This is a genomic window from Flavobacterium pectinovorum (assembly GCF_022802975.1).
GTDB lineage: Bacteria > Bacteroidota > Bacteroidia > Flavobacteriales > Flavobacteriaceae > Flavobacterium > Flavobacterium pectinovorum_B.
The window spans coordinates 57,324-79,883 of sequence record NZ_JAFEVZ010000004.1 but is presented as its reverse complement, the minus strand read 5'-3'; the positions used below and the strand labels follow the sequence as shown (position 1 = coordinate 79,883).

The 22,560-nt window shown below is 33.3% G+C and carries 16 protein-coding genes; 10 read left to right on the top strand and 6 right to left on the bottom strand.

Features of this window, described 5'->3' with window-relative positions; translation table 11 throughout:
- Nucleotides 1-156: 156 nt before the first annotated feature.
- Nucleotides 157-840 (bottom strand): fibronectin type III domain-containing protein, encoded by a 684-nt coding sequence (locus FLV_RS07310; RefSeq protein ID WP_243232398.1) that lies wholly within the window; start codon nucleotides 838-840, stop codon nucleotides 157-159.
- Nucleotides 841-843: 3 nt separating this feature from the next.
- Nucleotides 844-6,078: a T9SS type A sorting domain-containing protein gene (locus tag FLV_RS07305; protein ID WP_243232396.1), complete on the bottom strand. Its 5,235-nt coding sequence runs from the start codon at nucleotides 6,076-6,078 to the stop codon at nucleotides 844-846.
- Nucleotides 6,079-6,440: 362 nt separating this feature from the next.
- On the opposite strand from FLV_RS07305, the gene FLV_RS07300 reads away from it, so the two are divergent.
- Nucleotides 6,441-6,947 carry a hypothetical protein gene (locus tag FLV_RS07300; protein ID WP_243232388.1) on the top strand — a complete coding sequence of 169 codons (507 nt, stop codon included), beginning with the start codon at nucleotides 6,441-6,443 and terminating at the stop codon, nucleotides 6,945-6,947.
- Nucleotides 6,948-7,303: 356 nt separating this feature from the next.
- Here the strand turns inward: FLV_RS07300 and FLV_RS07295 are convergent, their stop codons facing one another.
- Nucleotides 7,304-7,918, bottom strand: a complete 615-nt coding sequence (locus tag FLV_RS07295; RefSeq protein ID WP_243232384.1) for an alpha-ketoglutarate-dependent dioxygenase AlkB family protein — start codon at nucleotides 7,916-7,918, stop codon at nucleotides 7,304-7,306.
- An 85-nt stretch (nucleotides 7,919-8,003) separates the two neighbouring features.
- On the opposite strand from FLV_RS07295, the gene FLV_RS07290 reads away from it, so the two are divergent.
- The 4 genes from FLV_RS07290 (at nucleotide 8,004) to FLV_RS07275 (ending at nucleotide 12,757) form a co-directional block, all read left to right on the top strand.
- On the top strand, nucleotides 8,004-8,771 hold the full coding sequence (locus tag FLV_RS07290; protein ID WP_243232382.1) for an XRE family transcriptional regulator: 768 nt from the start codon (nucleotides 8,004-8,006) through the stop codon (nucleotides 8,769-8,771).
- A 501-nt stretch (nucleotides 8,772-9,272) separates the two neighbouring features.
- A complete protein-coding gene (locus FLV_RS07285) occupies nucleotides 9,273-10,874 on the top strand; it encodes a Na+/H+ antiporter (RefSeq protein WP_243232379.1) in 1,602 nt (533 codons plus the stop codon).
- A gap of 336 nt (nucleotides 10,875-11,210) precedes the next feature.
- On the top strand, nucleotides 11,211-12,068 hold the full coding sequence (locus FLV_RS07280; protein WP_243232378.1) for a helix-turn-helix domain-containing protein: 858 nt from the start codon (nucleotides 11,211-11,213) through the stop codon (nucleotides 12,066-12,068).
- Between the two features lie 86 nt (nucleotides 12,069-12,154).
- On the top strand, nucleotides 12,155-12,757 hold the full coding sequence (locus FLV_RS07275) for an NAD(P)H-dependent oxidoreductase (protein ID WP_243232377.1): 603 nt from the start codon (nucleotides 12,155-12,157) through the stop codon (nucleotides 12,755-12,757).
- A gap of 83 nt (nucleotides 12,758-12,840) precedes the next feature.
- Here the strand turns inward: FLV_RS07275 and FLV_RS07270 are convergent, their stop codons facing one another.
- Nucleotides 12,841-13,305, bottom strand: a complete 465-nt coding sequence (locus tag FLV_RS07270) for a nuclear transport factor 2 family protein (RefSeq protein ID WP_243232376.1) — start codon at nucleotides 13,303-13,305, stop codon at nucleotides 12,841-12,843.
- A gap of 726 nt (nucleotides 13,306-14,031) precedes the next feature.
- On the opposite strand from FLV_RS07270, the gene FLV_RS07265 reads away from it, so the two are divergent.
- From FLV_RS07265 to FLV_RS07255, 3 genes are all read left to right on the top strand, one after another.
- Nucleotides 14,032-15,504, top strand: a complete 1,473-nt coding sequence (locus FLV_RS07265; protein ID WP_243232375.1) for a class A beta-lactamase-related serine hydrolase — start codon at nucleotides 14,032-14,034, stop codon at nucleotides 15,502-15,504.
- A gap of 175 nt (nucleotides 15,505-15,679) precedes the next feature.
- On the top strand, nucleotides 15,680-16,099 hold the full coding sequence (locus tag FLV_RS07260) for a hypothetical protein (RefSeq protein WP_243232374.1): 420 nt from the start codon (nucleotides 15,680-15,682) through the stop codon (nucleotides 16,097-16,099).
- 328 nt (nucleotides 16,100-16,427) lie between these two features.
- Entirely contained in the window at nucleotides 16,428-17,519 is a 1,092-nt protein-coding gene (locus tag FLV_RS07255) for a hypothetical protein (RefSeq protein WP_243232373.1), read from the top strand.
- Nucleotides 17,520-18,099: 580 nt separating this feature from the next.
- On the opposite strand, the gene FLV_RS07250 is transcribed toward FLV_RS07255, so the two are convergent.
- A complete protein-coding gene (locus FLV_RS07250; protein ID WP_243232372.1) occupies nucleotides 18,100-19,674 on the bottom strand; it encodes a leucine-rich repeat domain-containing protein in 1,575 nt (524 codons plus the stop codon).
- Between the two features lie 444 nt (nucleotides 19,675-20,118).
- Complete coding sequence (locus FLV_RS07245) at nucleotides 20,119-20,493, bottom strand: hypothetical protein (protein WP_243232370.1); 375 nt, start codon at nucleotides 20,491-20,493, stop codon at nucleotides 20,119-20,121.
- A 181-nt stretch (nucleotides 20,494-20,674) separates the two neighbouring features.
- On the opposite strand from FLV_RS07245, the gene FLV_RS07240 reads away from it, so the two are divergent.
- Entirely contained in the window at nucleotides 20,675-22,183 is a 1,509-nt protein-coding gene (locus FLV_RS07240; protein WP_243232358.1) for a MauE/DoxX family redox-associated membrane protein, read from the top strand.
- 97 nt (nucleotides 22,184-22,280) lie between these two features.
- Entirely contained in the window at nucleotides 22,281-22,547 is a 267-nt protein-coding gene (locus tag FLV_RS07235; RefSeq protein ID WP_243232355.1) for a DUF6520 family protein, read from the top strand.
- Nucleotides 22,548-22,560 lie beyond the last annotated feature (13 nt).

Sequence of the window (22,560 nt, the reverse complement as noted above, 5' to 3'; positions counted from 1 at the left end):
ACTTAGTCGAAGTTCTTTCGTGTTCAAAAACCTTCGACTCCGCTTAGGATGACATCAATTCCTTAAGTTGTAAATGATTTTTCACTGCCAATTTTTATACTTTTATAATCAAATCGATCTTTTTAATCAATTTCACCCAACGGGTTAAATATAATTTTATTTGCTTTTAAATTTCCAGATTTGTCCAACAGTTTCCCCTCCTTTATTGTCTTTTGCAACGATTCTCCAGAAATATTCTTTTGCTGGCTGCAGGGTTACATCTGCCGTTTTTGAGGTATAGTTTTCCTTTATTTTAGTGGTTGGAGGATTTACGGATCCAAAATACACATCATAACTTAGTATATCATTATCAGCATCGGTGGCGTTCCATTTTAAAGCGGCAGTTGTGTTATTCAATGTTATGTTTACTGCCGGGCTCACCAATTCTGGAGCAAAAGGCAAATGATTTACGACGGCATCACCGGCTGTATAAAATTTGTAGGTTTTACTGAAGGCACTTGATAAGCCCTCACTGTCTGTTGCTTTAATTCTCCAATAGTAAGCCGTGTTCTTATTCAGTTCGATTTGTTGTGAATTTGAAGAGCTTTCGGTGGTTTGTATAATTTGTTCAAATTGATTGTCCAAAGCTATTTCTATCTGATAGTAAATCTCATCTTTATTTTTATCGGTAGATTTTTTCCATTCCAAATTAACGGTATTATCAACGCATAATTTATTGTCAGCAGGTAAGGTTAAAACCGGAACTGTTGGAGCGGTATTCTCAGTATCAGAATTGTCGTCGCCTCCACTGCAGGAAATGAATAAGAGGGTAAGTATTGACAGGGATATAAAATTTTTCATTGTTTAGTTTTTTATGATTTTCATTGTCTTTACACGGCCTAAGTGAATTTTGGCAATATATACCCCGCCTGGTTGATTTTCAAGGGTTAATTGTGCCGTTCCGTTTTCTATACTGTACTTTTTATTTGAGACCAGACGACCGTCTAAAGAATTTATCTCTATGCTTACTTCTTTGTAGGTTAGAGGCAATTCAATTTCAAAAATTCCGGAAGTCGGGTTCGGATAGGCAGAAACAGCCATGTCTAAGTCGGCAATATTTTCTCTGTAGGTTCCTTCGCAGTCTTTTGCTGTTTTAACTTCTAATAAACGGCTTCCTTCTGCAGGTATCGAGAAACTCGAAACGCTGGTTTGAAATTGCTCAATTCCGTCAACAAAAACAACATAAGGGGCAGTTCCATCGGTAATTTCTACATGTACATTTTTAGAAGCTACACTCGATTTTCCGGTAATAGCTGTTGCTTTTGCAATGGTAAGGTTAAAGTTTTGCTCAAAAAGTTCCCCGGGAATGGTAATAGTAATGGTATAATTGCCTGGAGTCAGCCCGGATAGGTTTAAAGCGTTATTAGTAAATGTTTTCGACTGGCCGTTTACATTTGCGGCATAAGCGAATGCTTGTGTAGCCGTTATCGTTATTTCACCGTTATTTTCGCCCGGACAGGATTCTCCTTTCGTCAGCACAGTAAAATTGTTTGCAGGCAGGTTTAATCCACATGCCGTGTCGTAATTAGCTGTTGCATCTTTTAGAGCTCCCCAGTTTGTATCAGAATAGGTTTTGTTGTCGACTTTGATACAGGTTAGATTTGGATTATTTTCAAAATGAATTGCAGCAGCATTAAACCTGGTGTTGTTGCCGTTTTTTAAATTCAGGCTCACTAATTGATTTGATGAACAATTCAGATCAGTTAAAGCATTGTTTTTACTGATGTCAAGGGTCGTTAATTGATTAATATTACAAAGCAACTGAGTTAAAAATTTATGTTTGGAAAGGTCAGTATTTTTTATCTGATTTGTACTAAAATCCAAAACTTTCAAAAGCGTATTGTTCGTTACATTTAAGGCCGTTAACTTGTTGCTGCTGCAGATTAAGGTTTCCAACTTGGTGTTTTTTTCAACATCCAGGGTTGAAACTGAATTACCGCTGCAGTTTAAAACACTTAAATTGGTATTCAGACTGATATCTAAACTGTTTATAGTGTTATTTTTATAATTCAGCTGTGATAAAGCCGTGTTTTTACTTAAATCCAGCGAGGATAATTTATTCGAATCTAAAATTAAATCCGTCAGGAGAATGTTCTTGCTTACATCCAGATTGCTTAGCTGATTTGCTGATACATTCAGTTTTGTTAAAGCTGTGTTTTCGCTTACATCTAAACTTGTTAATTGATTTTCAGTACATACCAAAGTAGTCAGGGCTTTATTTTTGCTCAAATCAAGGATTTGCAATTTATTAGTGCCGCATTCTAAAGCTGTAAGGGCAGTAAATCCTTGTATGCCGGTTAAATTTGTAATAGAGCTGTTAGAAACATTTAGTGTTTTTAACGCCTTGATACTCGAATTAAGTATTGTACCATTTTTGCCATCGGTATCAATTCCAAGGGCAATCAGTTTATCTTCAAAAAAACGATCAGGTATTCCTGTAACAGTTGCACAGTCATAAGTGGTAAAAAAAGCGCCTGAATCTTTTATCCACTTACTGTTTGCGTAGGCAGCATCATCAACCTGAATACAGGAAAGATCCGGATTACTATTAAGCCAGGCAGAAGATACAAGTGTATTTTTTCCATTTTTTAAATTTAAACGGGTCAGTTTGTTATCGTAACAATGAATTACCGTTAACTGGGTATTTTTGCTGAAGTCTAATGAAGTGATTTGATTGGCTGTACAATATAGGTTTTTCAAAGCTGTATTTACATTTAGTCTGGTAAGAGCATTGTTATTCACAAATAAACTTTCCAATAATTCATTTTTGCTTACATCTAAGCTGGTTATTTTGTTACTGTTGGCTGTCAGATTTATTAATGCGGCAAAATCCTGAATACCTGTTAAATCAATAATGGAACTATTGCTGATATTTAAATCTTTTACGGTAATAATATTAGAAGTCAGTACTCTTCCATCTTGTAAATCATCAATCCCTAAAGAAATTAATTTGGCTTCAAAATTTTTATCAGGAATAGCAGTATAGGCCCTACAGTCCAGATTGAAATCAGCTGAGGTGTCTTTGGTTGTTGTCCATTTTTTTGCGGCGGCAACATCGGCAACCATGATACAGGTAAGGGAGGTGTTTTTCGAACAATTTAAGGTTGTTAAACCACTATTCTTGGAAAGATCTAAAAAGGTTAATAGATTATTGGATACATTTAAAGTTTTTAAAGCAGCAAAACCTTCTATACCTCTTACATCAGTAAGGGAACTGTTAGAAAGATCTAAAACGGTTAGTGTTTTTATGCTTGAAATTAATACGTGTCCGTTTTTACCATCGGTATCAATACCAAGGGCAATAAGCTTGTCCTCAAACAGACCGTTTGGAATTGCTGTAGTTGTCGAACAATCATAAGTCGTAAAGTATGCAGCAGCTTCTTTTTTACTCGCCCAATTGGTATTCGCATAAGCAACATCATCAACACAAATACAGGAAAGAGAAGGGTTGTCAGAAAAATCTAAACCGAGTAATTTGTCATTTTTGCCGTTTTTTAGATTTAAAGCCGTTAACTGGTTTAAATTGCAATATAAAGTGTTCAGATTTGGATGCTGACTAATATTTAAGGTTGTTATTTTATTATTACGGCAGTTCAGGTAATTCAGCTTCACGTTTTTGCTTACATCTACTGCTTTTATTTGGTTAGCCTCAAGAATTAAAGTTGACAAATCAGTATTTTTGGTAACATCCAGATTATTGAGTTTATTATTAGAACAATTTAAATAGGATAAAGCAATATTTTTGCTTACATCCAGGCCGGTTAATTGGTTTTCGGAACAATCTAAATAACTTAGAGCGATGTTTTTACTAATGTCCAAAGACGTTAGTTTATTTGAGCTGCATCTCAGACTTGTCAAAGCTGTATTTTTGCTTACGTCTAAATTGGCTATATCATTAGAGTTACATTCCAGGATTGTTAATACTGTAAAATCCTGAATCCCGGTTAAATCCTTAATCCCGCTGTGAGAAAGATATAATGATTTTAATGGACTGATTTTAGAGGTTAATACTTTACCATCGGCAACATCATCAATTTTTAATTCAATTAATTCAGCCTCAAATTTGGCATCCGGAATAAGGGTGTACGCTTTACAGTCTAAATTAAAATTTGCAGTGGCATCTTTTTTTACGATCCAGTTGCTGGTAGCATAGGCAACATCTGCCACCTGAATACAGGTAAGTGATGCATTGCCGGAACAGTCCAGAGTAGTAAAAGCTTTAGCTTTAGAAAGATCAATACTTTTTAATGAGTTGTTTGCACAGTTTAACGTTTTTAAAGCTGTAAACCCTTGTAAGCCTGTCAAATCAGTAAGAGAGCTGTTAGAAACATTTAAGGTCGTTACTTTTTCAATACTCGAGTTTAGTACCACCCCATTTTTGCCGTCGGTATCAATTCCCAGCGCAATTAATTTATCTTCAAATAAGGAGTCAGGAATAGGGGTACTTATTGAACAGTCATAAGGTGAAAATAAAGGATAAACTCCTTGCTGGTTATTCCAGTTTGCAATCGCATAAGCTATATCGTCAACAATAACACAGGAAATATTGTAGTTGTAGGAAAAATTCAAAGAGGTTAAAAGGGTGTTTTTCCCATTTTTTAAATTTAAGGAGGTGAGTTTATTTGCACTGCAGCGAAGAGTGGTAAGCGCAGTATTTTTACTTACATCTAAAGTGGTCAGATTATTTGAACCGCAATCAAAATAGCTTAAAGCATTATTTTTGTTGACTTCCAGGCTGCTTAACTGATTGGATTCACATTGAAAATTGGTTAATAAGATGTTTTTGCTTATATCGATATTGCTTATTTTGTTACGGCTCAGACTCAAAGTAGTTAAAGCAGTATTTTTGCTTACATCTAAGCTTGTCAGGCTGTTTGAATTACAGCTGAAAGTAACCAGTGCGGTATTTTTACTAACATCCAGACTGCTTATTTTATTAGAACTGCATTCCAGGCTTGTTAATGCGGTAAAATCCTGAATCCCGGTTAAATCAGTAATAGAGCTGTTGTAAAGATTTAAGTTTTTTACATTGATAATTTTGGCAGTCATTACTTTTCCGTCAGCAGTATCATCGATGTTTAAAGCAATTAATTTAGCTTCAAAGTTTTTGTCAGGAATAAGGGTGTATGGTCTGCAGTCGAGATTAAAACGGGCTCCGGCATCTTTTGTGGTCGTCCAGTTATTCGTTGCATAAGCAATATCAGTAACCTGAATACAGGTTAGTGATGCGTTATTCGAACAATTTAATGTTTTCAGACTGCTGTTTTGCGAAAGGTCTATCGATTTTAATAAATTCTTTGAGGCATTTAAGGATGTTAGGGCGGTAAATCCTTTTATTCCGGTTAAATCAGCAATCGAACTATTTGAAACGTCTAATACGGATAGTGTTGCAATACTGCTGTTTAATACGACTCCATTTGTTCCATCGGTATCAATACCAAGTGCAATTAGCTTATTTTCAAATTGAGCATCAGGAATGAGTGTAACCGTAGAACATTCATAAGAAGTAAATAATGCGTTTGCATTTTTTGTATCAGCCCAGTTGGCGTTGGCGTATGCAACATCATCAACCGTAATACACGAAAGAGAATAGTTTTGGATAAAATTCAGCGTCTTTAGTAAAGTATTTTTACCATTTTTTAAATTCAGACTGGACAAATTGTTAGAGCCACAGTACAATTCAGTCAGAGCCGTATTTTTACTTAAATCCAAATGGGACAAATTATTAGATTGGCATTGTAGCCTAACCAGGGCTGTATTTTTACTTAAGTCTAAGCTAATGATACTGTTTCCATAGCAGGTAAGGGAAGTCAATTTTGTAAAATCCTGAATTCCGGTCAAATCAGTAATCGAACTGCTTGGAATATGTAATGAAGTCAAAGTATTGATTTTTGAAGTCAGCACTCTTCCATCGGCAACATCATCAATTTTCAGGCTAATTAATTTAGCCTCGAATTTGGGATCAGGAATGCTCGTATATTGGGCATGTAAATTTGCTCCCGCCAGCAGGAGTAATAATAAAAGTAATTTCGTTTTCATAAATGTAATTTTATTTAAAGCACTACAATAGTACAACTCAGTCGTTTTTTGACAGTCATCATTTATAGTGATTTTATTACAGGAAAAGCAATATCAGATATTGTTTTTTCATATTCCTGCTTTCCAGGCTGATCCCTTTTAACGTTTAGTAGCCCCAAAAGCTTTCAGGATTGCGAAGCACTCTGTTTTTTTTATAGGAAGGTTGTAAGATTAAAATAGTTTTTCATTTGGAATACAATAACAATAGGGAGTTTTTTTCCAGACCATTCTTCAAGATTAAACAATTGTTAAACATTGTATTGATAATAAAAAACTTATATTTAATTGTTAATTTTAGTCTAATAAATTTAATATATCTTTTTATGAAAAAAAAATTACATGTATTGAGATGGTTAGCATTAACAGTGTTTGTTTGTTCAGGCTTAACAGTGAATGCTCAGGAATTGAGAGTAGGTGCTTTAGCAGCTCTTCCGGCTGGAGACGCATCAGATGTATCATCTTTTAATGCCGCCGTAGATGCGTCATTATACTTTATTAAAATCAATGAAAATTTAAGCTTAGGAGCTACAACAGGATACTCCAGGTTTTTTGGAAAAACAGAAACCGTTGATGGATTGGATATTGATTATGACGATTTTTCTTTTATTCCGATAGCAGCCTCAGGGCGCGGTTTATTTGGTAAACATCTTGTATATGTTGCAGATATTGGTTATGCTGCCGGACTGGATGATGTAGGCGGAGGGCTTTTCTATCAGGCAAAATTCGGATGGACTAATACTAAAATAGACGCCTTTTTGATTTACAATGGAATCTCGGCTAAAGAGAGTGATATAACAGTTTTAGGATTAGGAGTCTCATTTAAGATATAAAGTAACCTGCCGGGTGTAAGTACTAAAACCAAAAGATACCTAAGGGTTAAAGCAGTATTACTGCAGTAAGAATTAAATATTTTCAAGAGTAATCCGAACTTGTTCAATTAAGGAATAAGTTCGGATTTTTTGTCATAATCCGATCGCAAGTAATGTTTTAAGTTAAGAAATTTCAGATTGCTTCGCCTGTTCAGCCTTTTAGGGCCGTTTGAGGATTAACGATTTTTTTATTTAAGATATTGATGTGGCTAAATATTTGATTGTCGATTTGGCGCGGTTTTTTAGATTAGAAATCAAAAATCGTTAATCAAAAATCAGCAATTAAAAGTGTACCTAAAAAGTAAAAATGCCTGATATTATTTTTCCATAACCCTTCTAAAAGTCAGGTTAATTCTCGGCAAAACATCACGGGAGGTTTTGGGCACCTGATGCTGCCAGAAACTGTTCGTGGCACCGGCCATCAGTAAAAAAGTTCCATGATGCAGCGGAATTTCAATCGGAGGAATTTCCTTTCTAAATTTGTGTCTGAGCCTGAACATTCTGGTTTCTCCAAAAGTAACAGAGGCAATATCCATGTTTTTATTACTGCTGGTAGTTTTGTCACTATGCCAGCCCACACCATCTTTTCCGTTTCGGTAAAGATTGAGTAATACAGCATTAAATTTTATAAGGGTTTCATTTTCTATACGCTGTTTAATCACTTGCAGCTCATTTGGCCATTTTTGATTAGATTCGGCTATATCGGGGCCACTATACCAGGAGACCATTCTGGGAGCGGTAACTATTTTGTCGTACATAGGCATGTCATATTCGTGCCATTGTGTTTGGTTGAGTAAAAGAGTGTAATAATAATCGGATTCTTCTTTCGAAAAAAAGTTATCGATTAAAAGCAGGTCAGCATCAGGAACATCAAATAGTTTTTTGCCTCCGGTACCGCTCGAAAACATTTCGGTATCGTCAAATAGTCTCATTTTTATTGTTTTTGGATATGCAAAATTAGCGCAGACAGTAACAATTTTTTATATATTTGTGGTTATAAATTGTAACAAAAATAATATGTCCTTATTTTCAGATAACATCAGGGTTTTAAGGGTTAGGCAAAAAATCTCACAGGAGAAATTAGCAGAAAGCCTTCAGATTACAAGAGGCAGGTATGTCAAATACGAAGATGGTACTTCAGAAGCACCGTATGAAATTTTAAAAAAAATAGCCCGCTACTATCACATGAGTATTGATTTGCTGCTTTCGGTAGACATTCGAAAAATTGAAATGCAGCATTTACTCAAACTTGAAAACAACAGATTGGTTCTGCCGATTCTCGTAGATCATGAAGGAGAAAATTTTATCGAAGTAGTAACCCAAAAAGTAAAAGCAGGGTATCTCAATGGTTATGCAGACCCCGAATATATTGAAAGCCTCCAGCAAATTTCACTTCCTTTTCTGGGACCGGGTAAGCACAGAGGATTTCCTGTCGAAGGAGATTCAATGCCGCCGCATGAAGACGGAAGCATCATTGTTGGGCGATATGTAGAAAGGCTGGGCGATGTACAGGACGGCAAAACCTATATTCTCATTACTAAAAATGAAGGAATGGTTTACAAACGCCTTAATAAAAATAAAAAAAACGCTTTGGTTTTAGAATCAGATAATAATTTCTATCCCAATTACGAAGTCAGACTCTCAGACATTATAGAAATCTGGGAATACCGTTGCAATATAGGACGTACAGACAAAAAGCAGGAATTAAATGAAATTGAAGATCTGAAAGAATTGATTTTGGAAGTAAAGAGGGAAGTAAGGGAAATACGGAATAATAAACAGTAAGTATTTTGTAAGATGTAAAACGGAATTTTACTTCCGGTTATTCCTCTGCCGGTACAAGAACAGAATGCATAAATTTTCCGTTAATGATCGTGCCTTACTCATCTTCCCATTGAGTAATAACAGGTTCAGTCAATTCAGGTTCAAAACAGATTATCTTCATGACTGGGCCGCCGAATTCTTGCCGTACTTCCTGATTTTTTTTTTAAAATAGCGTTTATATATTTTCATTTTTAATTTTGACTCGTTTATTGTCTGAAATCCTCTTACGTTTATTTCAGACAATTAATTCTTCAACTCTGGTAATTTAAAAATTAGAGTTGCAAAAGCAAAATCATTTATAAGATAACGATGTTTTATGATCAAATTTTAAGGTAAGGGTTTATTTAAATACTGTTACGAGAACAGATTTTCCAGGTTAAATAAAATTTTGAACGGATAGTACCCGAAGTTTTAAAATATTATATTCGTGCTCTTAAATAATACACCAACAACAGTTCAATAATGGAAAATATTACCGTAATTATTATGTTACTATTTGGGGTTGCTTTCTTGAGCCTCATAAGCAAAAGATACAATTTCCCCATTCCTATTGTATTGGTGATTTGCGGGGTTATTATTAGTGTTATCCCGGGACTTCCGGTAATTGCTTTAAGTCCCGAAGTCGTTTTTATTATCTTTCTTCCGCCACTCTTATATCATGCCGCGTGGTATACCAGTTGGTCTGATTTTAAACAAACCATTCGGCCTATTACTTTGGCTGCTGTGGGTTTAGTGCTATTTACAACCGTTGCGGTTGCAATTGTCGCCCACATGCTCATTGATGATATTTCCTGGCCGTTAGCTTTTCTTTTAGGAGCAATTGTTTCCCCTCCGGATGCGGTTTCGGCAACTTCAATCACAAAAGGCCTGGGTTTACATCCCAGATTGATTGCAATACTTGAAGGTGAAAGTCTTTTGAATGATGCTAGTGGTTTGGTGGCCTATAAATATGCGCTGACGGCTATTACAGCGGGAAATTTTGTGCTTTGGCAGGCAGGATTGAATTTTGTTGTCATGTCAGTTCTTGGAATTGCTATTGGTTTGGTTGTGGGGTACATAATGAGTTTTATCCATAAAAGATTTGTGTGCGATGAAGTTATCGAAGCTACTTTAACATTATTGACACCCTTTGCTTCGTATTTAATTGCAGAACATTTTAAAGCTTCGGGAGTTCTGGCAGTAGTAGCAACCGGACTTTTCCTTTCCGCAAGATCGGGTACCATTTTCTCGCATGAAAGCCGAATCATGACAGGAACGATCTGGAGTGTTTTAACCAATATTTTAAACGGATTGATTTTTATCTTAATCGGTTTACAGTTGCGGCAAATTATTTCAGGAATTGAAGATTATTCCGGCTGGTCTTTGTTTGTTTGGGGATTTTTGGTTAGTGTGACGGTAATTTTGGTGCGTTTTTTATGGGTGATTCCCGTAGCATTGCTTCCCAGGATGATTAGTAAAAAGATTCGCCTTCAGGAAGAATTCGATTTTCGAAACATGATTATTTTTGGCTGGTCAGGAATGCGTGGTGTGGTATCAATGGCAGCTGCTTTGGCACTTCCGCTAATGATGAACGAAACTGAAGAATTTCCTTTACGAAACCTCATTATTTATCTGGTATTTTGTGTCATACTTTCTACTTTGGTTATTCAGGGATTTAGTTTACCATGGCTGATTAAGAAATTAAAAATTGAAAAATACTCAATCCTTGCAGAAGAATATGAGATTCGAAATATAATTGTTTCCCAGACTATTACCCATATCGAAGATAATTTCTCGCTGGTCAATGATGATTTACTCCACAATATTAAAAGTAAATATGAAGTAAAATTCAATCGCCTCCAAAAAACAGAACTTCCGGCCAACTTCTTCGGCAAAGGAAATTTGATAGGGGGGGAGATCTTCAACGATTTTACTAAACTTCAAATCGATTTGCTTAATGTAGAAAGGAATAAACTGGAATCGATGCATAAATCAGGTGCTGTCAACGAGGAGATTTTCAGGAAAATTGAGAAAGAACTGGATTTAGAAGAAACGAGATTGTGGATGGAGATGTATGAAGAGTAAGTGTCCTTTGCAATTGAAATAGTTTTCCGAAATTTGCTTCCTAACGCTGTGCATGTTTGCGACTTTGCCGTAATTTGTTTATGCTCTTGTAAATTCAAAACCCCTGAAAGTCTCCCGACTTTAAATAATTACCTGCTTATGCAATTACTTTATTAAGAAGGGTAGAGGTAACAAAATATTCTTTGTAATCTTTTTTGGTTATTTTTGAAGATATAAAGATAACAAACATTCGTATATGCACTCAATTTCGGGTAGATTGGCGCTACTTTGTAGCGTGTATAAATAAGTTACCTGCCATTTTCAGAGCGACCGAACAAACAAGAAACAGACGACTAAATGACAACATTCACTGACTTTAAAACATTCAACCAATACATAGGTGCTGAAAAACCATTGGACAATGACATTGATATGGGATATTACGAACCAGTCAATATGCTATTGAAATCTGAACCTGTAATGATTGACTTTTATATCGTTTCTTTTAAGATAAACTTTACAGATAAAACAACGCCTGATGCACAACCTAAAACCGCAGTGTTTTTAAACAGTCCAGAAATGGCTTTCGAATGGAATGTAGAACCTACTTTTAGTGGAATGTACCTGCATATTTCCAAAAAAATTATTGAAGAAAATCGTTTTTTGTTTAAAAATTATTTAGACTACGGACAACACGAAGCTTTATTTTTAAACGAAAATGAACTAAATGAAATTAGCACTTTATTCAATATGATGATAAAATATTATCATCAAGACAAACAAAATTGGTCTGTTCTGCTTCCTTATGTAAATGTATTGCTTTCGTTGGTAGAAGCATTTTATAAAAGACAATTTTCTACCGATACAAAACAATACAATCAGATTGTAATCAACTTTCAACAAAGTTTGAAAGACTACTACAATCAACCTGTAAATCAAATGCCTAATGTTCAATATTTTGCAGATAAATTAGGACTAACACCTAATTACTTTGGCGACATCATTAAACATTTTACTCAAAAATCTGCCATAGAGAATATTCACGAATTTGTGATAAAAAAGGCCAAGGAATTATTAGAGAGAAAGCCAAAAATAAGTAGTGCCGAAGTAGCTTACGAATTAGGTTTTGAATATCCTACTTACTTTACCAAACTCTTCAAGAAAAAAGTAAATCTTACACCAAAAGAATACCAGTTGAAATCGAATAATCAGTAATTTGTTTCATTTTTTTTAGTATTATGTTTTCTGTCATCGTAACACGGTGTTTTAATTTTGTGCATTAATTAAAAGACAAATTAAAAATGACAAAAACAAAAAAAGTATTGCTAATTAATTCACATTTAACTTACCAAAATTGGTCTGAAGGAACTTTAAACCATTCATTTATTCAAAAAGCAAAAGAGTTTTTTGAATCAAAGAGTTTTGAAGTTTTATATACAAAAATTGAAGAGGGATACAATCCTGAAGAGGAGACAGAAAAGCATTTACAGGCAGACATTGTAATTTTGCAAACACCTCTTAATTGGTTTGGTGCACCGTGGATTCACAAAAAATATGTAGATGAAGTTTTTAATTTTGGCTTGGCTAACAAAACATTTCTGGCCAATGATGGAAGGTCAAAAGAAATCCCCGGTCAATACGGCTCGGGCGGATATTTACTGGGCAAAAAATTTATGGTTTGTGGTACTTGGAATGCACCAAAAGAAGCTTTTAGCAACATAGATCAGGATTTATTTCGAGGTAAAGAAACCGAAGATTTATTTCTACACATTACAAGTGCTTATCGTTTTTGTGGTTGCGACATTGTACCCGACTATAATTCTTTTGACATATTTAGAAGTAAAACTATGGCAGAAGACCTTGAAAATTATCCAAAACATTTGGCAGAAGTTTTTGGCTTGTAACTTACAAAACAAAAAGTTTAAAAACAGAAAAGAGGCTGTTCCAAAATATCGGAACAGCCTCTTTTTTAACTTAGTGTAAATTTTTATTTAGCGTGATATACTTTACTTACAATTTTCCATTTATCGCCATCTTTTACCATCGCAAACATATCAGCAAATTTAGCAGTTCCGAATTGTGATTCAATTCTAACGGTGGCAATGTCTTCTGCAATATTTATGGAGGTCAATTCATAACTTGATTCCAAAGCACCCTGATCGAAAAAATCGTACAAAACTTGAATTGGACTACTTTTTAATTTGCCGTTTTCTACCCACGACACAGTTGCTGTTGTAACAAATGCTTCTTTTGCTATTTTGCCATCACCTTTGTTTCCAGCTTCTATGTACAAATCTATCGCATGTAGAATACCTTTTTTTTGTTCTTCTGTAACTTGCATATTTTTCTCGTTTTTAATTTGATTGTTTGTAACTTGTTTTTCAGTAGTGCTATTGTTGCAAGATAAAAATGCAACAGGTAACAATGAAAGTATTAAAATTGTTTTTTTCATTTTTTAAAGTTTATTTTTATACAACAAATGTAAAAACAGAAAAAAAAAGTGAGAGAACCATTTTACTTAAAAAAATGAAACATATTACTGATTATTTTGCTTTTATTGTAGCTTTCACATAAAGCTAACGATAAAAACGGCAGGTAACAGCTAGAGTTTCGTTGGGTGCGCAGCACCAACAATGAAACTCCTGTTGAACGGAACCGATTACAAGTCCGTCAACCTATGCACTTATCGTTAAGATTTTAGAGAGAATACAAAGAGGATTTATAGTCCTCTTTTTTTGAAGTAGTTTTAAGCGTGGTTTTTAAGTCTTTTCAATCACTTGTATGCATAAGTGCCCTTACCCGCAAAATCAATTTTTACAGGCAATGGAGTTTTGGCTATCACCGTTCTGGTGCTCGTTTGCAACGAGTGCCTGTATAAATTAAAAGATAAATTGTAGCGTTTGTAACGCGGCTATTAATACAAAAGGTTCTTATGAATCTTAATTATAGATAACCCGGCTCCTCGAAGTGTTCCATTCTTTATTGAGAAGGAGTAGAGTTAACTAAGTATTCTTGGATGCTTTGTAATCTTTTTTGGTTATTTTTGAAAATATATAAACGTAAAAAACATTCGTATATGCACTCAATTTCGGGTAGATTGGCGCTACTTTGTAGCGTGTATAAATAAGTTAGCTATTATTTTACCAAACGACACTGCAAAACTGAACGACAAAAATAAATGAAGAAACTTTTTACAATCCTTTCTATTCTCTTGACAACTTTTTCTGCATTTGCACAAGTTGACAAAAATTCAGATTTATACAAAACCGTTCTTGCAAAAGACAGTTTGCTTTTTGATATTGGTTTTAACCATTGCGATATTAAACAGTTTGAGAATTTGTTAAGCGACAACCTTAAATTTTATCACGATAAGGACGGAATTTCTGATAAAACAAAATTTCTCACTGACTTGAAAAATGGAATTTGCAACAACCAAACTAATCGCCAAGTTCAGCGATTTTTGGTAAAAGAAAGCACCGAAATATTTCCACTTTATAAAAATGGCGTTCTTTATGGTGCGGTTCAGAATGGCGAACATAAATTTTCAGAAAAAAGAGAAAGTCAAGGAGGAATTGCAAAGTTTACCAACGTTTGGCAATTAGAAAATAGCGAATGGAAACTAACTACCTCATTTAGTTTTGACCATCAAGCTGACGAAAATAAAAAATCAGAAAAATTAATTTTTGACAACGAAACTGAAATTGAAAAATGGTTGAAAGAAAATAAAGTCCCAACTTTGGGAATTGGCGTTATTGAAAATGGTAAACTGCAACAAGTAAAAGTTTTTGGCGAAATTTCAAAAGGAATTTCTGCACCGTACAACACTATTTTCAATGTTGCTTCTTTAACTAAACCTGTTACAGCAATGGTTGCGTTAAAGTTGGTAAGTTTAGGAAGATGGAATTTAGACGAACCCATTTATAAATATTGGACTGATCCAGATATTGCCAACGATCCACGAAATAAAAAACTAACAACAAGAATTGTTTTGAGCCACCAGACAGGTTTCCCAAATTGGCGATATATGAATGAAAATAAAAAACTCAACTTTCAATTTGAACCAGGAACGAAGTATCAATATTCGGGCGAGGGAATGGAGTATTTGAGAAAAGTATTGGAAAAGAAGTTTAAAAAATCATTACAACAATTGGCTGATGAACTTATTTTTCAACCATTGAAAATGACTGATACAAAATATATTTGGGATAAAAATGTGGACACCACAAGATTGGCAATTGGATATGATAAAGATGAAAAAGCGTACGAAACTTTAAAGAATAAAATACCCAATGCTGCAGACGATTTATTGACAACTGTTGAGGAATACGGTAATTTTTTGGTAAGTGTAATGAATGGCGTTGGTTTATCAGAAAATGTATTTGAAGAAATGACCAAAAACCAAATAGGAAGTACAAAAGGAAAGCATTTTGGTTTAGGATTTGAAATTTATGATTTAGGAAATGGAGAAATAGCATTGTCTCACGGTGGTTCAGACAATGGCGTTCAAACAATTGTATTTATTTTGCCAAAAACAAAACAAGGGCTTTTGATTTTTACAAATTCAGACACAGGCGGAAGCGTTTTCGAAAATTTATTGAAACATTATTTAGGAGAAAACGGACAAAAAATATTTGACATTGAGACGAAATAAAAAAACAACAGCGGTTTTGCGCACTTGCTGGTTTTGTTGTAAAAGTTCGTTCAGTTTTTCATAACTTCGTTTCGTCCAGCCGAGTGTACGCAGTTCCAATTTCCGCAACTGTCGCAAAGCCACAGGGCGTTGGCAGTATTTTACAGTTAAAAAGCTAAATTTTAAATCATAAAATATGAAAATTGGAAAACTTAAAATAGTTCTATTGATTCTAATATTTTTTGTTCTTTTATTTGGAGGTTCAGTTTATGATGAAATAATTAAAAAATCAAGCACATATGGTGAAAATTTTAATGATGTGCGAAAAGAAAACAATCTAGAAGCTTTAAATAAAGATTGGATAATTGACTCTGAAATAAATGACAAATTTAAAATTTCCTGGATTAATACTAAAAATCACATGAGAAAAACAGTAGAATATGGTTTTTTGGGTGCGGAAAAAGAGACAAATGAATATTATAGTGGTGGTTTGTATACATATTACTCAACGTTTGATTTTAGTCCTAAGAAAACTGAATATTATAAAAGTATGTGTAGTGGTGGCGTAAATGTGACTACCACTATAACCAAAGAAGAGTATAAATTAGATAAGTAGATAAAAAAAACTACCGTCAACAGCTAAATTTGGTTGGAGCATTTGACAAATCAAAAAATACTGGTGGATATCAAAAAAATGATAAAGATGTTCCTAAATTAATTGAGATATTTGAAACAGAAATTTTACCAAAAATCAATAAATAAACCATCCATTAATAGATGCTACAACAGATTTGGGCATTAGTTTGAATTTAAAGTTGGTTTTGTATTTGTAAAATTTGTGTGTAACCGAAAAATCCCGGATCTTTATTCCCTAACCTCGCCAAGCGCCAGAATGTTGGCAAAAATGGCAAAAAAAGAAGAGAATTCAATAACCTAAATATAAAATGATCAAATATAAATTTTCGATAATATTGATTTTACTTTCGCTTTCATCAATATATTCTCAACATAAAATAAAGGAAACGTTTTCAGAAAAATTTGTTCCGTTTGTGGAAATTTATTCCGAGAATGGAGATTTAATAGGTGTTTCCGATATTAACGGAGTTATTTCTTTAGAACTGGAAAATAAAATTTACAATTCTAAAGCAACTAATTTAACTTTTGTAAATAGTTTGTACATAACATCTGAATTAAGTATTGAAAAATTTAAAAACTCACCAATTATAGCATTAGACAGAATTGCAATTGAATTAGATGAAGTTGTAATAAGCAAACCCAAAACATACAAATATTTAAAGTTAAAAGGATATTTTAGAAGTATCCAGATCAATGAAGACAGACCCCATTATTTTATCGATGGAATTGCTGAGATATACATTTCATTAAAGTCGGGAAAAATGAAAATGAGAATTATTTCTAATCGTTCATTTGAAAACAAGTCTGTAAATCAATTAAGTAAAAATTTCTTTTTTATGGTTGCAGGTGTTCCGGTATTTAATGAATTTACAAATTTTGAAAATCTAAACAAGGAATATAATTTAAAAACAGAAAATAATTTAAAAACTACAATTTCAGATAAAATAACAAATTTTGAAAAAGGAACAATATCAACTTTAGACAACAAATCTAACTTACAATTGGAAATCATTTCTACAACAAAACCTAAAATAATGAAAGCTTTTGGAATGGAAACAGATTATAATAATTATACCATAAATTCGATTTACGAAAACAATGAGAGCCAGGAAATTAATTTAGAAAACATTATTTACTTTAAAGAAATTAGAAGTTATGATATTAAAAGAAAACAAAAAGACAAATTTCAAAAAGTAGAAGCCACACACGAATTTTATTTACTTGAAAAAGAGTATGTAAATGAATTAGAATCAAAACAGTTTGATGATTTTTATACTTTCAAAAGACCAAGTAAATTTAAAAATAAATATTGGGAGAAAGTCAACAATCAATATTTTCAGCCTTTACCAAAATCAATAGAAAAATATATTGAAGAAAATTTAATACTAATTGAAAAGTAAATAAAGCCACTATCTGACAACAGCTAAAACAGATTTGGGCAATTGGGCTTAATAGAAAGTTGGTTTTGTATTTGGGATGGGATGATTTACTTCGCCTGTTCGCTATCGGGTGGCAAATCCGAAAACAAGGCTTAATTTAGTCCCAAACCCGCTGTAGTCCCAGAATGTTGGTAGGCATTTATAAGCGAAATTGAATTATATTAAAAAGAATGGATGTTTTATAGGGCAAATTAAATTTCAAGTTATTTATTTTTCTTCTTTTTTGTATCTCTGGATTTTCTCAAAAAACTAAAAGCTCACTAAAGCAAAAAAAGAGGATCTAATAAACCATAAACTTTCAGATATACCGTCAAGGGAGTAGAACATGTGATGACTTTTTCGGAGTAGTACACAATTGCTGGGTGTAGAACTGATAAACGGTGTAAATCAGGCGCAGATAGTAGGTACAGATTACAAAGCAAAGATTTCGCTTCAGCTTCTAAAAAAGTTTTATACCACAAATTGACACAAAAAAATAGTCAAAATTAGTGCAATTTGTGGTTAAAATTAAACTTTTCAACCCTGCAGAGTTGGTTTTAGTTTACTCTACTATTATTTTTTTGACAGCAGTAATCCCTTCGCTTTCCAGATAAATATAATAAATTCCTTTTTGAAATCCGTTTAATGGTAATATATTGTCATGGGTCTGAGAAGAAAATTTCACTTCTTTTATCAGTTTACCAAGGGAGTCATAAATAGTTGCTTTTTCAAGAACAACATTGTCAATGTGTAATTCTCCTTGAACCGGATTAGGATAAACGGCAATTTTTTCAAAAGCTGCATCATCAATTCCTAATGTACAAGTTGTCGAATACGATGCATTTGCTTCTTTTTTATTTGACCAGTTGGTATTAGAATAAGTCACATCATCTACCTCAATACAACTTAGATTTTGGTTATACTTAAAATCTACATTTGCATTTGCCAATAGAGTATTTTTTCCGTTTTTTAAGTTTAGGCTTAAGAGTTCGTTCTGACTACAATCGAGCTTTGTCAAAGCCACATTTTGGCTTACATTTAAACTCTTTAATTTATTAGCAGAGCAAATCAGACTAACCAGATTTGTATTTTGGGAGACATCCAAATTGGTTAATTTATTAAAATTGCATTGCAAATCATCCAAAGCTGTATTGTTAATAATGTTCAGACTGGTCAGTTGATTACCAAAAAGATGTAATTTCTTTAGCGCTATATTAGGGGTAACATCCAAACTAGTTAGCTGATTTAATTCACAGAATAAAGTAGTCAAAGCTGTGTTTTTGGTTACATCTAAAGTGGTTAGTCGATTGAGATTACAATTTAAGTAAGTCAGGGCTGTATTTTGGGAGACATCCAGACTGCTTATCTTATTATTATAACTATTTATGTAAGTCAATGCTTTGTTTTGTGTTACGTCTAAATTGGTTAATTGATTTTCAGAACAAATCAACATTTTCAGAGCAGCAAAATCCTGAATTCCTGTTAAGTTAGATATGAAACTTGAGGAAACATCCAACGAAAGGATTTGGTTCACATTGTTAGTCAATACTTGTCCATCTGTAATTCCTGAATCATATCCAAGATCAATTAGTTTTTGTTCAAAATTTTCGTCTGGAATCAAGGTGTATTGTTCTGTTCCCTGAACGTACACTTCTACATCATCAATTAATACATTGAACGGCTCATCATCAAAAGTAAATAGAGAAATTGTCAATTCATACGATAAAGTTTGGTCTGGTGTAAACGTAGTTTCTTTTACGTTCCACTTGTTATTACTTGCCAATGAACTGCTTGATAGTATTGTTGCACTTCCGTTTTGGCTAATGTCTAAACTTATAGGATGCATCCCGTTATAATTTGGATCTTCATATCTGTACTTAAATTTTACAGTATAAGTTATTCCCGCTGTCATTGGTACTTGTGCTACAATTGCTGGTTTTGTGGTGTTATTTGGAATATATAATTTTGCACTTTTGGAGAATCCTGATCCATAACTTGTCACATTGTTTTTTGTTGTCCAGTTGGCCAATGTAGTACCATTTACCAAGGTTTCAAATCTGCCGTTTGGGACGAGATTGATTTGAGAAAATAAATTAAAAGTAATAAATACAAGTACAAAAAGTAATTTTGTTTTCATAAAATTAGGTTTAGTTATAAGATGCGCAAGAATACGAATAATATTCTATTTCATGGCTATTACTTAAAAAATATCTTGTTAATTATGTTTGTTTAAATACTCTCCAACTGGTGCTCGTTGAGGGAGAGTGGGATTATTTATCTGAAAGCTTTATGAAGAACTTAATAACCGGAGCTCGATTATTTAAAAAAAAAACATCTTGAATTGTTTATCCTGCAAGGTTTTCAAAACCTTGTAGGTATCAATGCTAATGATCGAATGCTTGCAAGGTCTCGAAAAAGAGCTTGCAGGAATATTAATCAATATCATTAATTTGTAAATAATTTTGTATTGGATTAATCGAACTTAGGTTAATAAATCAAATGTATTCCCATATAGATAGTTTATAGAAAATTAGTCTTTAAACTCAAAATAACATAGAGCCTGGATAGATTTAAAAAAAAATTAAGAATTAAAAATTGGTTTCAAAAATGTTTCTCTTATCCATTTTACTTCATCATTTTCAATTACAACAATCATTTTATCTCCCTCACTTACGTCTCCCGAAATTATTTTCTTAGCCAATGGCCTTCGCAAATGACTTCTTATGATGCTTTTGATGGGTCTTGCCCCGTATTTTGCATTATATCCGTTTTCGGTAAGATAAAGTTTGGTTTCCATCGGAATTTTAACTCCGATATTAAGATTTTCGAGTAAATCCATAAACTCTTTTTTAAGATGAACTTCAAATATTTTTAACGCATTTTCTTTACTGATAGGGGCAAAGGGTACAATTTCAGTTAAGCGTCCTAAAAATTCAGGTCTGAAATAATTAGTCATGATTTCCATTATAATTCCTTCATTTATCTTCTGTAAATTAGATTAAATAAGCAATTAGCCTGTTTTTAAAAACTTTTGGCTTGTTTTTGATAATACTTTTAAAAATAATCGGGTTTACATTTGTTTTTGATTTTAGATAACATTCTTGTTTCTAAAGTTTTAACTGTATAAATGTTAGGTTATGAATTTCAAAATTTTTAGCAAAAGTGTTATCGTAGAGATAATTTGTCTTTTATATGTTCTACTGTTTGTTTATGCTGCGGTTAGTAAAGTACTGGATTTTGAGAACTTTCAGGTTCAGCTTGGTCAGTCGCCATTATTAAGCGCATTTGCGGCATGGGTTTCATGGTTGGTGCCCATAGCAGAACTGATAATTGTTTTGGTGTTAATTATTCCAAAGTTTCGCAGCATAGGTCTTTTAGCCGCACTTAGTTTAATGACCATGTTCACTGCTTATATTTTTATTATACTGAACTATAGTTCATTTGTTCCTTGTTCCTGTGGAGGGATATTAGAAAAAATGACTTGGAATGTACACCTTGCTTTTAATATAGTATTTGTACTATTGGCAGTTTTGGCTATTATTTTGCAGGATAAAAATAAGAGATTAAAGCACAAAGGTATCTCTCCAATGTTAAGTATTTCTTTTTCTATTGTTTCAGGTTCAATCGCTGTAATTGTATTATTTGTTTTTTCGGAAGACATTATGCATCACAGAAATCCCTTTGTTAGGCGTTACCCTCATCATCCAATTGTACTTGATAAAACTATAGACCTGAAATTCAATTCTTATTATTTTGCAGGTAGTAATGATAACAGAATATTTTTGGGTAATTACACGAAACCACTACAGGTCCTCTCATTAGATTCAGGTTTACAAAATCGTGCAATAAATAAAATAATATTTAATCCCGAGAACATTCCCTTTAAAATGGTAAAGGTTGCAGTAAGAGGACAATATTTTTACTTGAATGACGGACATGTTCCAGCTATATTTAGGGGGCATGTGAAAGATTGGAAAATCAATACCGAACTAAAAGGAAGTCCAAGATTTTCACTTATAGAGCCAATTGATAGCACCACGATAATATTTAGGTCAAATCACGGAGTAAATGCAGCACATGTTTTGGGAAGATTTTCTAGTAAGGAATCACCTAAAATCAAATATAATGCTAACCTATTACAACAGCAGTTTGATGGTCTTTTTGATACTGATGGTATAATGTTATATGATGAAAAGTTTGGCAAAATTATTTACCTGTATTATTATCGAAATCAATATACAGTAATCAATAACAAACTTTTGCTGGATTATAGAGGGAATACAATTGATACAATTACAAAGGCAAAAATTAAAGTAGCATATCTCGAAGATAAAAAACAGCGTATAATGTCTGCTCCTCCCTTAGTAGTCAACGCTCATGCAGCCACTTATGGGAATCTGTTTTTCGTACATTCAAAAGTAAAAGGTCGTTTTGAAAATGATAAATTGTGGGAGCAGGCTGCTATAATTGATGTCTATGATATAAATAAAAAAAGCTATCTGTTAAGTTTTGCGCTGTATGAAAGACCAGGCAAAAAATTACAGTCGTTTATTGTTACAGGGAGACATTTATATGCCATAGTTGGCAATGATTTAATGTCATATAAATTAACACCAAGGATAAAAAATGAAATGATATCAGAATAAATTGTTGATGTCTAAAAATATACTGGCCAGTATCAGGAATGAGGATCGAATACCTGTATAAAAAAGTAGGTCAATGTTTAATTTAATATTTAATAGTATGAAAACTTTATTTTTAAAAAATGTGACACCTTTTGCAGTAGTGGCATTAGGTATTTTTGGAGCTTTTGCAACAATGTCTATGCAAAATGCTGAGGTTGGTGACGAAATTGGTTACACGCTTAATTCTGAGGGAGCGTGTAATAATGTCGAAATTGACTGTAGTACAGTTCCTGCTGCCGTATGTCGTGCTAATGGAGCTACTGGCGCACAGGCTTTTGGTAAAGATAATCAGGATGAGTGTACAGAAATTTTGTATAAACCTTGATTTTTTCCCCAAA

Coding starts and splice junctions, on each gene's coding strand:
- FLV_RS07310 (WP_243232398.1), bottom strand. CDS start 840: ATGAAAAATTTTATATCCCTGTCAATACTTACCCTCTTATTCATTTCC.
- FLV_RS07305 (WP_243232396.1), bottom strand. CDS start 6,078: ATGAAAACGAAATTACTTTTATTATTACTCCTGCTGGCGGGAGCAAAT.
- FLV_RS07300 (WP_243232388.1), top strand. CDS start 6,441: ATGAAAAAAAAATTACATGTATTGAGATGGTTAGCATTAACAGTGTTT.
- FLV_RS07295 (WP_243232384.1), bottom strand. CDS start 7,918: ATGAGACTATTTGACGATACCGAAATGTTTTCGAGCGGTACCGGAGGC.
- FLV_RS07290 (WP_243232382.1), top strand. CDS start 8,004: ATGTCCTTATTTTCAGATAACATCAGGGTTTTAAGGGTTAGGCAAAAA.
- FLV_RS07285 (WP_243232379.1), top strand. CDS start 9,273: ATGGAAAATATTACCGTAATTATTATGTTACTATTTGGGGTTGCTTTC.
- FLV_RS07280 (WP_243232378.1), top strand. CDS start 11,211: ATGACAACATTCACTGACTTTAAAACATTCAACCAATACATAGGTGCT.
- FLV_RS07275 (WP_243232377.1), top strand. CDS start 12,155: ATGACAAAAACAAAAAAAGTATTGCTAATTAATTCACATTTAACTTAC.
- FLV_RS07270 (WP_243232376.1), bottom strand. CDS start 13,305: ATGAAAAAAACAATTTTAATACTTTCATTGTTACCTGTTGCATTTTTA.
- FLV_RS07265 (WP_243232375.1), top strand. CDS start 14,032: ATGAAGAAACTTTTTACAATCCTTTCTATTCTCTTGACAACTTTTTCT.
- FLV_RS07260 (WP_243232374.1), top strand. CDS start 15,680: ATGAAAATTGGAAAACTTAAAATAGTTCTATTGATTCTAATATTTTTT.
- FLV_RS07255 (WP_243232373.1), top strand. CDS start 16,428: ATGATCAAATATAAATTTTCGATAATATTGATTTTACTTTCGCTTTCA.
- FLV_RS07250 (WP_243232372.1), bottom strand. CDS start 19,674: ATGAAAACAAAATTACTTTTTGTACTTGTATTTATTACTTTTAATTTA.
- FLV_RS07245 (WP_243232370.1), bottom strand. CDS start 20,493: ATGACTAATTATTTCAGACCTGAATTTTTAGGACGCTTAACTGAAATT.
- FLV_RS07240 (WP_243232358.1), top strand. CDS start 20,675: ATGAATTTCAAAATTTTTAGCAAAAGTGTTATCGTAGAGATAATTTGT.
- FLV_RS07235 (WP_243232355.1), top strand. CDS start 22,281: ATGAAAACTTTATTTTTAAAAAATGTGACACCTTTTGCAGTAGTGGCA.